Source organism: Burkholderia sp. 4NA327C6 (assembly GCF_005502655.1).
Taxonomy (GTDB): domain Bacteria; phylum Pseudomonadota; class Gammaproteobacteria; order Burkholderiales; family Burkholderiaceae; genus Burkholderia; species Burkholderia contaminans.
The window spans coordinates 44,311-57,157 of the sequence record NZ_SCNZ01000051.1; the positions used below are offsets into that span (position 1 = coordinate 44,311).

15 protein-coding genes are annotated in these 12,847 nt (G+C 68.9%); 3 read left to right on the plus strand and 12 right to left on the minus strand.

Annotation, left to right across the window (positions count from 1 at the left end; genetic code table 11):
* Positions 1-102 precede the first annotated feature (102 nt).
* A complete protein-coding gene (locus tag FFS49_RS34645) occupies positions 103-474 on the minus strand; it encodes a DUF3022 domain-containing protein (protein ID WP_105817148.1) in 372 nt (123 codons plus the stop codon).
* Between the two features lie 170 nt (positions 475-644).
* Here FFS49_RS34645 and FFS49_RS34650 point away from each other — a divergent pair, with 170 nt between their 5' ends.
* Both FFS49_RS34650 and FFS49_RS34655 read left to right on the plus strand, forming a co-directional pair.
* Positions 645-1,001 (plus strand): DUF3175 domain-containing protein, encoded by a 357-nt coding sequence (locus FFS49_RS34650; protein WP_071336158.1) that lies wholly within the window; start codon positions 645-647, stop codon positions 999-1,001.
* A 37-nt stretch (positions 1,002-1,038) separates the two neighbouring features.
* Positions 1,039-2,358: a cation:proton antiporter gene (locus FFS49_RS34655; RefSeq protein WP_105816962.1), complete on the plus strand. Its 1,320-nt coding sequence runs from the start codon at positions 1,039-1,041 to the stop codon at positions 2,356-2,358.
* Positions 2,359-2,489: 131 nt separating this feature from the next.
* On the opposite strand, the gene FFS49_RS34660 is transcribed toward FFS49_RS34655, so the two are convergent.
* From FFS49_RS34660 to FFS49_RS34700, 9 genes are all read right to left on the minus strand, one after another.
* A complete protein-coding gene (locus tag FFS49_RS34660; protein ID WP_105816961.1) occupies positions 2,490-2,876 on the minus strand; it encodes a DUF3022 domain-containing protein in 387 nt (128 codons plus the stop codon).
* Positions 2,873-3,034: a DUF1328 domain-containing protein gene (locus FFS49_RS34665; protein WP_011349711.1), complete on the minus strand. Its 162-nt coding sequence runs from the start codon at positions 3,032-3,034 to the stop codon at positions 2,873-2,875. Before FFS49_RS34665 ends, FFS49_RS34660 begins: the two co-directional genes overlap by 4 nt.
* 46 nt (positions 3,035-3,080) lie before the next feature.
* On the minus strand, positions 3,081-3,356 hold the full coding sequence (locus tag FFS49_RS34670) for a DUF3008 family protein (protein ID WP_317633885.1): 276 nt from the start codon (positions 3,354-3,356) through the stop codon (positions 3,081-3,083).
* Entirely contained in the window at positions 3,353-4,813 is a 1,461-nt protein-coding gene (locus tag FFS49_RS34675) for an RNA polymerase factor sigma-54 (protein ID WP_105816959.1), read from the minus strand. The genes FFS49_RS34670 and FFS49_RS34675 overlap by 4 nt, the downstream gene beginning before the upstream one ends.
* Before the next feature lie 207 nt (positions 4,814-5,020).
* Complete coding sequence (locus tag FFS49_RS34680) at positions 5,021-5,329, minus strand: hypothetical protein (RefSeq protein ID WP_105816958.1); 309 nt, start codon at positions 5,327-5,329, stop codon at positions 5,021-5,023.
* Between the two features lie 435 nt (positions 5,330-5,764).
* Positions 5,765-8,071, minus strand: a complete 2,307-nt coding sequence (locus FFS49_RS34685; protein ID WP_105816957.1) for an ATP-binding protein — start codon at positions 8,069-8,071, stop codon at positions 5,765-5,767.
* A gap of 37 nt (positions 8,072-8,108) precedes the next feature.
* A complete protein-coding gene (locus FFS49_RS34690) occupies positions 8,109-9,476 on the minus strand; it encodes a sigma-54 dependent transcriptional regulator (protein WP_105816956.1) in 1,368 nt (455 codons plus the stop codon).
* A 461-nt stretch (positions 9,477-9,937) separates the two neighbouring features.
* Positions 9,938-10,402, minus strand: coding sequence for a DUF1269 domain-containing protein (locus FFS49_RS34695; protein WP_105816955.1), 465 nt, complete (start codon positions 10,400-10,402; stop codon positions 9,938-9,940).
* A gap of 45 nt (positions 10,403-10,447) precedes the next feature.
* Entirely contained in the window at positions 10,448-11,086 is a 639-nt protein-coding gene (locus tag FFS49_RS34700) for an NAAT family transporter (protein WP_105816954.1), read from the minus strand.
* Positions 11,087-11,220: 134 nt separating this feature from the next.
* Here FFS49_RS34700 and FFS49_RS34705 point away from each other — a divergent pair, with 134 nt between their 5' ends.
* Positions 11,221-11,439, plus strand: a complete 219-nt coding sequence (locus FFS49_RS34705; protein ID WP_071336166.1) for a DUF6566 family protein — start codon at positions 11,221-11,223, stop codon at positions 11,437-11,439.
* A gap of 38 nt (positions 11,440-11,477) precedes the next feature.
* Here the strand turns inward: FFS49_RS34705 and FFS49_RS34710 are convergent, their stop codons facing one another.
* Both FFS49_RS34710 and FFS49_RS34715 read right to left on the minus strand, forming a co-directional pair.
* Positions 11,478-11,855, minus strand: a complete 378-nt coding sequence (locus FFS49_RS34710) for a DUF5594 family protein (protein ID WP_105816953.1) — start codon at positions 11,853-11,855, stop codon at positions 11,478-11,480.
* Between the two features lie 37 nt (positions 11,856-11,892).
* A partial coding sequence (locus FFS49_RS34715) for an FAD-dependent oxidoreductase (RefSeq protein ID WP_171026882.1) occupies positions 11,893-12,847 on the minus strand: 955 nt, incomplete at its 5' end.

Sequence of the window (12,847 nt, forward strand, 5' to 3'; positions counted from 1 at the left end):
ACGTGGTGGCACGCGTCGTGCCATGCATGTCGCGCCGCAAGCGGCGTGCCTGCGAGCCTGTCCTCTCGTGCAAATCGCGTATCGAAACGCCGACCGCCGCGGCTACTGCAGACGGCGCGCGGCATCGAGCATTGCATCGGTCAGCTCGATCGTCAGCGTCGCGTGTTCGTCCGGCAGGCGGTCGACCAGATCCTCCACGGTGGCGTGCAGGATCGCGTGCACGCGCATCCGCGTGCTTTCGTCGAGATCCGCATAGCGCTCCATCGTGTCGCAGTCGAGCACGAGCTCGACCGAATGCCGTGCGGTCTCGGGCGGCCGATCGGCCGCCTCCGCCCACGCCGCCTGAAACGTGATCCTGCCCGTTGCGACGTCGACATGGACCGTCGTATCGAGATCGTCCGCGTCGATCGTGTCGCCATCGGCATCGTGGTCGATCTCGTCGTTTTCCAGCCAGATCCGGGAATGCGATTGCATGATGTCCTCCTGCGTGATGGCGGGATCGCATGTCCTGCCGGTCTTTTCCAGCAACACCCGTGCCGCGGCCCGCACGGGTTCGTCGTACGGATGAAGCACGCCGCGCGGCACGGGGCTTGCGCCGCCAACACGCGTCACTACACCCCTGTCCCCCAAATGGAGCCCACGTAATGCCTTCCGCTACCGCCACCCACGCACACGGCAAGCGCCTGACTCGGCGCCCGGGCCGCGCCCGCGGCACCGACCCGCACCACCGCAAGCGCTGGTCCGCCGACGTGATGCAAAAAAGCGATGCGCTCGACATCGAACCCGACATCTTCAAGTCCGATGACCCGGCCGCGATCGCCGCGTCGCTCAAGCATTCGGCCGAACGCAGCCGCCGCCGCAAGGCGTCGCCGTTCCAGTCGGCGATGTCGATGCTGAACTTCTACGTGAACCGCGCGGGCCGCAACCTGCCGAAAACGCGCCGCGCAACGCTCGAGCGCGCGAAGCGGAAGCTGCGCGAGGCGTTCGGCCGCAAGCCGTGACGGCACGCGGCCACCTGATCGATCTGTTACCGCACACATGCACGAAACCCTCTGGTACCTGATCGTCGGCACGGTACTGCTGGGCATGGGCGTCGCGACGTCCGCGCTGCGCCACCTGCCCGTCAGCACTGCGATGATCTATCTCGCGGTGGGCATCGCGCTCGGCCCGGCCGGCGCCGGCCTGCTGAACCTCGACCTCGAACGCGACGCGCGGCTGCTGCGTGAAATCGTCGAGATCGCGCTGCTCGTCTCGCTGTTCGCGATCGGGCTGCGGCTGCGCGTACCGCTTACCGACCGGCTGTGGCTCGTGCCGTGCCGCCTCGGGCTGCTCGCGATGATCGTCACGGTGCCGCTGCTCGCCGCCTGCGCCGTGCTGGCACTCGGGCTCGGCTGGGGCCCCGCGTTGCTGCTCGCGGCGATCCTCGCGCCGACCGACCCCGTGCTCGCACACGACGTACAGGTGCACGATCCGGGCGACCGCGATCTCGTGCGCTTCGCGTTGTCCGGCGAAGGCGGCATGAACGACGGCATCGCGCTGCCGTTCGCGCTGGCGGGGCTCGCGCTGTGCGGCACGCCCGACGCGACGGACGGGCTGCCGCCACTGTCGGGCACGTTCGCGCTCGTCACGCTGTGGGGCATCGCCGGCGCGGCCGCGATCGGCGGCGGGCTCGGCTGGATGACGACGATGACGATCGGGTGGCTGCGCACGCGTCACGCCCAGGCGCTCGGCCTCGAAGGCTTCTTCGCGCTCGCGCTGATCGTGCTGTCGTTCGGCGCCGCGCAGCTCGCGCATACGTTCGGCTTCATCGCGACGTTCGCGGCCGGGGTCGCGATGCGCCGCGTCGAGCATCGCGCAAGCGGCGACCGAAGGCCGCGCGAAGCGATCGGCCAGATCGACTCGGAAGACGTCGTCGCGACCGAGAAGCATCCGGAGAAAGCACATGCGTTCATGGCCGAATCGGTGCTCGGCTTCACGATCGAACTCGAACGGATCGCGGAAGCCATCGTGATGACGATGATCGGCAGCCTGCTCGCGACCCTGCCCGGCCCGCTGCTCACGTGGGGCGCGGCCGCGCTGGCCGTCGTGCTGTTCGTCGCCGTACGCCCGCTGGCGGTGCTGGCCACGCTCACCGGGTCGCGCGCGACGCATGCGCAGCGACGGCTGATGGCGTGGTTCGGCATCCGCGGCATCGGCTCGTTCTACTACCTGCTGTTCGCGCTCGAACACGGGCCCGCCGAAACGGTGCGCCCGCTCGCGGCCCCCGTGCTCGCCGTCGTGTCGGCATCGGTGATCGCGCACGGGATCACGGCGACGCCGCTGATGAACTGGTATCACCGGCTGCAGCAGCGGCGCTGAGGCATGCATGCCCGCCACGGGGGGGGGGCGGCGCCGGGGTATGCGAGGGAAGCATCCCCACGCGCTCGCCGCGTTCGGGATGCAGCGGCCACGCGGATCGCCGTGTCGGCAACCCGCGAGCGGCAGCAGTGTCAGGGCGCGCGCAGCGCAGCGTCGAGTTCGGCGCGCGTCACGTCGAGCGCGACGTTGCATTCGATCGCCGCCTCCTCGACGCGCGGCTTGCGCTCGTCCACCGCGCGCCGCGCGTGGTCGCACAGAACCGTGCGCACGCGCAGCCGGTCGGCCGCGCCGAGCGACGCATAGCGCGTGATCACGTCCGGCTCGAACCGCAGATCGACCGTGCAACGCCATTCGCGCGCGTCCTCGTCGGACGGCACACGCACCCACGACACCTGGATCGTCAGCCGCCCGGACGTGTCGTCCGCGTGCACGACGACGGTCGATTCCGACGGAAAGCCGTTCGCGAGCGCGTGTTCGAGCTCCGCGATGCGCTGCGACCGGTCGGTTGCGCCGCTCATCGTCGCACGACGCCCAACAGCAGCGTGACGAGGAAGATCACGACGAAGATGTAGAACAGGATCTTCGCGATCTCGGCCGCGCCGGCCGCGATCCCGCCGAAGCCGAACACGGCGGCGACGATCGCGATGATGAAGAAGATGACGGCGTATCGCAGCATGGATACCTCCTGGATGGCAGCAGTGGTCAATACACGTCGTCGCCGGTCACGCATCACGCTTGTGCTCCGGTTTGCCGCGCTTCGGCGTGGACGCCGTTTTTACGCGTTTCCTTGTACTCATCGACCCGGCCGTCGACTTCGCCGGCGGCACGAGGTCCTGCATGTTCGTCCTGCCTCGTCCGGCGGACGGCGCGGCGCACGCCGTCCGCCGCCGAGCTTGTGACTTTGCCCGCATGGATGCACGCCTGTCGTGGGCGCACGCGTCGACGCGACGGTCGGCACCCGCATGCGCACGCGATGGGCGCGCCCGGGCCGCCATCATGCGGCGTCGCGGCGCCGCAGGTCGGCCGGCGGAATCTTCATCGCCTGGCGATACTTCGTGACCGTGCGACGTGCAAGCAGGATGCCGCGGCCCGCGAGGTTCTGCGCGAGCGTGACGTCGGACAGCGGATCGGTGTGCCGCTCGGCCGCGATCATGTCGCGGATTAGCACCTTCGCGGCCGCTGCCGAGCACACGCCCTTGCCGGCCGCCTCGAGCTTGCGCGGGAAGAAATGCTTGAACTCGAACGTGCCGTGCGGCGTAGCCATGTACTTGTTGCCCGTTGCGCGCGACACGGTCGATTCGTGCAGGTCGAGTTCCTCGGCGATGTCGCGCAGCACGAGCGGCTTCATCGCGATCTCGCCGTAGCGGAAGAAATCGCGCTGCCGCGCGACGATGCATTCGCCGACGCGCTGGATCGTCTCGAAGCGCTTCTGCACGTTGCGGATCAGCCAGCGCGCTTCCTGCAGCTGCTGGCCGAGCGGCGAATCGCGTTCGCCGCTCGACTGCGCGAACAGCGTCGCATAGCGTTCATGCAGCCGCGCACGCGGCAACACGGCCGGGTTGATCGTCACGATCCACTCGTCGCGCACCTGGCGCACGATCACGTCGGGCACCACGTAGTCGCCGCGCGTGCTGCCGTAATGATTGCCGGGGCGCGGGTCGAGCCCGCGCACCAGCGCGCAGGCCGCCTGCAGCGTCGCCGCATTGCAGCCGATCCGCCGCTGGATCTCGGCCGTCTCGCGGCGGGCAAGACGCTCGAGGTGCTCGCGCGCGATTGCCTTCGCCTCCGCGAGCGCCGGCGTGCTGGCCGGCATCGCGTCGAGTTGCAGCACGAGACACTCCGACAGCGAGCGCGCGGCCAGGCCCGGGCGGTCGAGCATCTGCACGAGCCGCAGCGCGATCGCAAGATCCTGCTCCGACAGCAGCAGCGCGGGGTCGGCCGCGACCAGCAGTTCGGCCAGTTCCTGGCGCAGGTAGCCGTCGTCGTCGAGCGCGTCGATCACGATGCGCGCGGCTTCGCGGTCGCGCCGGTTCAACGGATAGAGCCGCAATGCATCGTGCAACTGCTGATTCAGCGACGGCTCCGCGGCCAGCCATTCGCCGGGCGACTGGCCACCCGCATCGTCGCCCTGGCGGCTCGTGCCGTGCGACGCAGGCGCGGCCGTCAACGACACTTCGGACAACTCGGGCACTTCGGGGGCTTCGCCGTCGTGCGGGCGAGCGTCGTCGGGCTCGGATGCCGCTTCGGGCGCGGCGGCTTCGGCCGGCTGCACGGGTGCATCGGCTGCCGCCTCCTCCTCTGCCTGGCCATCCTCGAGGAACGGATTCTGATCGAGCGCCTGCCGCAACTCCTGTTGAAATTCGAGCGAGGACAACTGCAGCAACCGCAGCGACTGCTGAAGCCTCGGCGTAAGTGCCAGATGCTGTCGCATCTGCAGCGCAAGCGAGACGGACATCGATGGTCCTCCTGACGTTTCGGGGTTTAGCTTCGTATTCGGTCAGGATTCATGCAGTTTCCATGCCAAGCGGGCCGATCGCTGCGCGCCGCGCGTCACGCGGGTTCGTACCCCGCGTTGCCGACCAGCGGTGCCGCCTTTTTACAAGGTGTCGGCAAGTTTTGGGCACGCGTTTCGCGCACCGTCACACGCAGGCCGTCGAATGAATCAGTACTGCATCGACGGCGGCGTGCCCGGCAGCGGTGGGTCGCCCGGCGTGCCGTTCGGGCCGGGCGGCGGCACGTCGGCCGGGTCGCCGCCAACCGCGCCCGGCGGCATCGTGTTGCCCGGCGACGGACGCGTCTCGTAACGCGTATTGGCATCGGGCATCGTCACGCCAGGCGACGGCGGGTGGGCGCCGGGCGGCGCGGGCGGCGCGCCCCGTGCGCCGTAGGGACCAGGTTGCGTGCATGCGGCCAGCGCGCACGCGGCGGCCAGCAGGCATGCACCCGTACGTATCGTGCGGGTCGGTTTCATCGAACACCTCCTGACATCCGCGGCAGCCGCGGAATCGGTTGGGCAGGTTGCGACCAATCCGCAATCCCCGTGCCGTCCGTTCACGCGTCACGCGCGCAGTCCCGCAGTGCGCCTGGCGCAAGGACCACCGTCGTTCGCTGCGATGCGTGCCTGCTTGCCGCCATGCGTCGTACGCGGCCATCACGAGCCACAGCTCGCGGGCATCGTCGCGCACGCGCGCCGCAAGCGCATGTGTGTGAGCGGGCCCGCATGCACGCCGCAGCGCGAATCTCGCCGCCTTGGTCGCGCCGAACGTCTCTTCTCCGAGCGGCCGCACGTCGGCCTTGCCCTCGAACATCCCGTGCGCGCGATGCCGCCTGCCGGCCTTCGTTCAAGCTCGGCCCCGCGTCGCCGAAACAGGCCTTCGCGATAGCGAAACCAAAAATGGCCGCCGCGTCAGCCGTCCTGCTTCGTCACGCGCACGATCTTGTCCGCCAGTTCGCGCACGTCGACCGGCTTGCACAGATAGCCGTCGAACCCGGCCTCGAGCGCACGGCGTTCGTCGGCCAGGCCCGCATGCGCGGTCACGGCGAGCACCCGCACGCCTGCCGGCCCGCCGCCGACGTTCATGCCGGCGCGCCGCAACGCGTCGAGCAGCCAGAAGCCGTCGCCATCGGGCATCGCGAGATCGGACAGCACGACCGTCGGCCGCAGGTCGGCGGCCACCGCGAGCGCCTCGCGCCCCGACGACGCGATCGCGACGGCCGCGCCGAACGTCGTCAGCGCCGCGGTGAGGCTCTCGCGCGTCGTCGGATCGTCATCGACGATCAGGATGCGATGCGTATCGAGCGTGAGCGGGGCGCGATGGCCGTCCAGGTGCGCACTCCCCCACGCCATCGCGCCGACCGGCTGCCAGCCGGCCGGCAGCGTCACCGTAAACGTCGCGCCGCGATTGCGGCCCGCGCTTTCGACCGTCACGGTGCCGCCGTGCAACTGCGCGATATGCCGCACGATCGACAGGCCGAGCCCGAGCCCGCGCCGCGACGACGCCGGCGAATCCTCCGCGCGGCGGAACATGTCGAACACGTACGGCAGGAACGCCGGCACGATGCCCTGCCCCGTGTCGCTCACGGTCAGCACCACCCGCGCGTCGTTGCGTGCGAGCCCGACCGTCACGCTGCCGCCCGTCGGCGTGAACTTCAGCGCATTCGACACGAGGTTCGACAGCATCTGCCGCAAGCGCTCGGCATCACCCGACACCACGCAGGTCGACACCGCACAGTCGAATTCGAGCACGATGCCGGCCGACGACGCGGCCGTCTGGAACGCGCCGACCGAATCGGAGAACAGCCGCACGACGTCCACCGGCATCGCGTCGAGCTGCAGCTTGCCGGTGGCGAGCGACGACGCGTCGAGGATGTCGCCGACCATCCGCGTGAGCGAGCGCGCGCTGCGGTCGATCGCGTCGATCGCCTGCTGTTGCAGCGCGCTGTCGCCCGAATTGCGCAGCACCTCGACCCAGCCGTAGATCACGTTCAACGGCGTGCGCAGCTCGTGCGACACCGTCGCGAGCAGTTCGTCCTTCAGGCGGTTCGACGTATCGGCCTGGTCGCGCGCATCGCGTGCGCCCTGCAGCGACCGTTGCGCACGTAAGTCGCGGCGGCGCTGCGCGCCGGTTTCGCGCAGCGTCAGCGCCAGTGCGACGAAAGCTCGCACGTCGCCGCGTACCGGGCCCGCCGACACGGTCGCACGAAAGCGCCGGCCGTCGCGCCGCACGCACAGCAGGTCGATCGGGCCGATCGCTGCGTGCATGTCGTCGAACGACTCGACGAGCGGCTTGCGTTTCAGCCAGCGCATCGCCACCAGCGATTCGAACATGCGCCCATGCGCATGGCTTTCGTCGTAGCCGAACATGCGTTGCGCGGCCGGGTTCCAGCTGACGATGCGGCCGTCGGTATCGATGCCGACGATCGCGTCGGGCGACGCGTCGACGACGGCGCGCTGCAACCGCGACGCATCGGCCCGCGAACGGTCCGGGCCGGCGTCGCGCAGCAGCAGCACGGCGCCGTCGACGTTGCCGTCCGCATCGCCGAGCGGCGCGGCCACCTCGACGATCGGCACCGGCGCCCCACCCTCTACCTGCAGCCAGTGACGATCCGACGCGACACCCTCGCCGCCGAGCGCGAGCTCGAGCGGTGTCGATTGAACGCGCCGGCCGTCGCGATCGACGATCCGCAGCACGTCGCGCGCGGCGCGGCCTATCGCATCGTCCGGCCGGCAGCCGACGAGTGCGGCCGCGGCGGCGTTGATGCAGGTGAGCCGCCCGTTCGTATCGGTGGCGATCACGCCATGCGGCAACGCCTGCAGCACGGCTTCGAGCCGCCGGCGCGCGGCGGCTTCGCGCCGTAGCGCCGCGTTGTTCGTGAAACGCGCGTGGCGCAGCATCGACGCGATCGCGCAGACGAGCGCGCAGATCAGCACGAAGGTGCCGAGCCGCACGAGGCGGTCAGGCAGCGGCTGCGTATAGGCGGCGGGATCAGAGAGGAACAGCGTCCACACGAGCAGGCCGCTGACGACGGTCGCGGCCATCCCGAACAGGAACGACGTGGCCCATGCGGCGCCCGCGAGCAGCGGGTAGTAGAGGACGAGCGGCAGGTTCACGCCGCCGAAGCGGATCGCGAGCGCCTGCAGGACGGTGGCGATCGCAACCAGCATCACGGCCGTGACGTAGTTGCCGGCGCGTGTGCGCGAAATATCGATCATCGATCATGCTCCTGCCGGCGAGTCGGTCGCGGTGGCATCAGGATTCCGGCTTGCCCGCCTCGTCTTCGAGCTGGGCGAGCCGGTTGTAGATCGTCTTCAGGCTGACGTCGAGCACCTCGGCCGCCTGCGCCTTCACGCCGCCGCATTGCGCGATCGTGCCGAGGATCAGCCGCCGGTCGGCTTCCTCGAGCGACGTGCCGAACGGCACGGTCACACGATCCTCGTGCGAATCGACCATGTTCGACAGTTCGTCCATGATCGGCGGCGGCAGCGTATCGATCACGTCCGCGTCGCAGAAGATGCTCGCGCGCTGCACGAAGTTGCGCAGCTCGCGTACGTTACCGGGCCACGCATAAGTCTTCAGCGCGTCGCGCGCGGCCGGCGCGAAGCTCAGGTTCCGGCCGCTTTCGGCGTTGAACTGCTGCAGGAATGCATCGGCCAGCATCGGGATATCGTCGCCGCGCTCGCGCAGCGACGGCAGCGGGATCGGGAACACGTTGATCCGGTGGAACAGGTCGGGCCGCAGCTTGCCGTCGGCCATCGCGGCTTCCGGGTCGCGGTTGGTCGCCGCGACGATGCGTACGTCGACGTCGATCTCGCGCGTCGAGCCGAGCCGCGTGAGACGCCCCGTCTCGAGCACGCGCAGCAGCTTGACCTGCGACTCGAGCGGCATCTCGGTGATTTCGTCGAGAAACAGCGTGCCGCCGTCCGCGCGTTCGAAGAAGCCCTTGTGCTGGCGCTCCGCACCCGTGAAGCTGCCGCGGTCATGGCCGAACATCTCGCTCTCGACGAGGTTCGCGGCGATCGCGCCGCAGTTCACCGCGAGGAACGGGCCGCGTCGGCGCAGGCTCAGGTCGTGCACCGTCTGCGCGGCCAGCTCCTTGCCGGTGCCCGATTCGCCCGTCAGCAGCACCGACGCCTCGGTGCGTGCGACCCGGCCGATTGCGTCGTAGACAGTCTGCATCGCGGGCGAGCTGCCGAGCATGCGGCCGAAGCGGCCGAGGCGCTTCAGCTCCGAGCGCAGTTCGGCAATCTCTTCATGCAGCGCGGTGGTGCGCGGCACGCGCGCGAAGATGCTGTTCAACCGCTGCATGTTCAGCGGCTTCACCAGGTAGTCGGTCGCGCCGCGCCGCAGCGCGTCGATCGCGGTCTCGAGGCTCGCGTGGCCGGTGGTCATCACCATTTCGCAGTGCGAACGCTTGGGCAACGCATCGAAGAGATCCATCCCGTTGCCGTCCGGCAGCACGAGATCGCACAGAATGAGGTCGGGGGTATTCGTCGTGACGAGCGTGCGCGCTTCTTCCAGCGTCGCGGCCGTGTCACAGGCCAGCTGCTGCGTGCGCGCGAGCGCCGCGAGCATCGTCCGCGTATCGGCATCGTCTTCGACGATCAGGACGTAGGGCATCGTGGCTCCTTGTGAGGCGGCCCGGCGCGCTTGCCTGCCGGGACCGCGGCGGATGGTAGCGAGGTCCGGCCGTCGGTCGCACGACGATATGACTTGATCGATGCACTCGTGCGGATGGGCGGTCCTCCCGTGAAAAGCGGTCCCTATCAGTATAGGAGAGGCATGTCGCGCATTCGCCGATCATCGAATAAATCTATCCGCGTACGTCACCTGCATTGCAAGATTCAATGCGCGGCAATCGGTAAGAACGTCATCGTATCAAGGGGATCATGTGGCGCGAAGTCGCGCAGATCACGTCATTTGCACGCATTGACGCGCAATGCGGTCAAACTTTCCGGTCTGATTTTTCGCATGTCGAAATCCTCGCATGACGACAGTGACCGCGCGATCGCTTGCGTTCGATTCAGACCCTGCCGCGTGACTTGCCGCGCATCGCGCATTCCATCCGCTGCGTCGATCCGTCAGTCGGTCGAGGCCTGACGTCCGCCGTCGCGCATTGTCGAAATCGCTTCGACGAGTTTCAGTTCGTCGTCGATCGACAGCGTCGTGTCGATCACCTCTCCGCCGAACGGTGCGAGCGCCGTGCTCAGTGCGTAGATATCGAGTTGCGTCGCGGCCATCCCGAGCGACACGGTGCCGGGGCGCGCCTTGCGCGCGACGCGGTCGAGCAGCGCATCGTCCACCGGTTTCTCGCGCCATGCATCGAGCGACGATTCGAGATGCTCGACCACGCTGTCGAGCAGCGATCCGGGCGGCGTGCGCCCCGGGTCGACTGCATGCGCGCGCAACTGTCCGTCGGCTGCGCACTCGACGATCGCCACGCCCGACAGCGCGACGACGTGCCGGTCGCGCAACGTATCGAGTTCGGCGAGCGCGCGATGAGCGGCCGCGAGGTCGGGATAGGACAATACGATCAGCGTGTTCATCAGCCACTCCGTGTGATCAGGCAGCCGGTTCGGGGTGCGCCGCGCTCAATGCGGCAACCCGAACGCGGCCTTCAGGCTCGCGACGATCATCTGCATCGCGATCGCCGCGAGAATCATGCCCATCAGCCGTTGCGTCACCGCCGTCACGCGCGGCGACAGGTAATGGCCGATCAGCGGTGCCGACAGCAGCGAGACGGCCAGCAACACGAGAAACGCGGCGAGCCCGAGTGCGAACGCAAATACCTGCCCGGTCGACAACGCGCCATGCCCGAGCACGATCATCGTCGCGATCGTGCCGGGGCCGACGAGCAGCGGGATCGTCAGCGGATAGATCGCGACGCTCTCGGCCGCGGCGGGATCGGCGCCTTCGTCGTCGCCCGGCGAATGCTGGCGGCTCGGCGCGCCGTGCAGCATCGACAGCGCGATCAGCAGCACCAGCAGCCCGCCCGCGAGTCGGAAATCGTCGATCGTCAAGCCGAACACATGCAGGATCGCGCCGCCTGCGACCGCCGACACGATGCAGCCGACCGTCACGCCGATCGTGGCCGTCAGCGCGACCTTGCGGCGCACGCCGTCCGCCGCGCCTTCCGTCAGCGACAGGAACACGGGGATGTTCGCGATCGGGTTCATGATCGCGAACAGCGCCGCGAACACCTTGATGGAGAAAGTCAGGTCGACGGCCACTGGTTCGCTCCCGTCTCGCATGTCGACACGTGCGTCGAATCGCGCGAGGGTTCCGCTTGGTTTCGGATGCACGGCGCACGCCATGCTGCTACGATCGACGCACCGCGTTCACGCATGACGGAGGGCTCCGACCGATGCAAGCCACCGATACCTTCATGGATCACGAGATTCGCGTCGATGCGACGCGCAACGCGAACGGCGCGTGGGTCGCGCAGGTGCGGATCTTCCGCGACGGCGCGCCGGTCGACCTGCCCGCGCCCGAACTCGTCACACCCGAATGGCTCACGTGCGACGAAGCACTGCGCGGCGGCATCGACCAGGGCCGGGTGATCATTAGGACACGCGACCGGTAGCGGCAACCGGCGCATCGGCACGCATCGCGCGACGCGATTCACGCATCGAAATCCAGATCGCCGATCAGGATCTCGCGATCGCGCTGGGTGCGCGTGCTGAAATCGACCGGCAATTCCATCTGCCAGCGTTCGATCGTGACCGGCAGCGCCGCGAGATAGCAATCGAAGCGGCTGCGGTCGGGCTCGGCCAGCAACGCATCGATCGCATCGTCACGCCACGCGAGCCGCGCATTCAGCCGGTTCGGCAATCCGACCGTCGACGTGAGCCCGATCACGTCGACACAGGTCGGGCTACCTTGCCCGTCGTGCGGCACGACGTCCACCCTCACTTCGCCAGGCTGATACAGGCCGAGTACGCGCGCCGCGATGCGCGGCGCAAACTCGGTTTCGAAACGTGCACGTACGTCGGGATTCATCTCGCCTCCGGGTTTGAACCAAGTCGTCACACCGCTGTCACGCGGCTGCAATCTGCCGCTCAAATGCCGCTTCCGCCTTCAGGCTGTCGAGATCGCGGCCAACCGTCGCGACCGCGAGCCGTGTGTTGCCGCGCCAGTACGCGATCGAGCAATCGTGCGCGCCGAGGTCGCCATCGATCTCGACACGATCGAATTGCTCCGCATGCCCGACATAGTTGACCGTCAGGTCGTAATGCTGGCTCCAGAAGAACGGCACCGCGTCGAACGGCCGCTGCTGCCCGAGCATGTTGCGCGCGGCGACGCTGCCCTGCCGCTCGGCGACGACCCAGTGCTCGACGCGAATCCGCTCGCCCGTTAGCGGATCGGGCCAGCGCGCGATGTCGCCGGCCGCGTAGATGCCGGGCGCACTCGTCTGAAGGAAGCGGTCGACCGTCACGCCGCGCTCGACGGCCAGCCCCGCGTCCTGCGCGAGCGCCACGTTCGGATGCACGCCGACGCCGACCACCACGAGATCGGCCGGCAGCACGTCGCCGGTCGACAGCGTCACGCTGTCCGGCGTGATCCGCGCGGGTGTCGCGCCGAGATGGAACACGACACCGTGCGATTCGTGCAGTGCCTGGATCGTGCTGCCGAGCGCTTCGCCGAGCACGCGCGCCATCGGATGCGCATCGGGCGCGACGACCTGCACGTCGAGCCCGCGCGTGCGCAGCGCCGCGGCCGCTTCGAGCCCGATGAAGCTCGCTCCGACCACGACGCAGCGACGTGCGGTTTTCAGCTTGCCGATCAGCGCGTCGCAATCGGCGCGCGAGCGCAGCACGCACACGTGCGGCAGATCCGCACCGGGCACGGTCAGCCGGTTCGGCTCGGCGCCCGTTGCAAGCAGCAGCGCGCCGTATCCGACGCGGCTGCCGTCGGCCAGCTCGACCGCCTGCTGCGCGGGGTCGATGCGTACGACGCGCGTGCCGCACCGCACGTAGAAAGTGTGGTCCGCA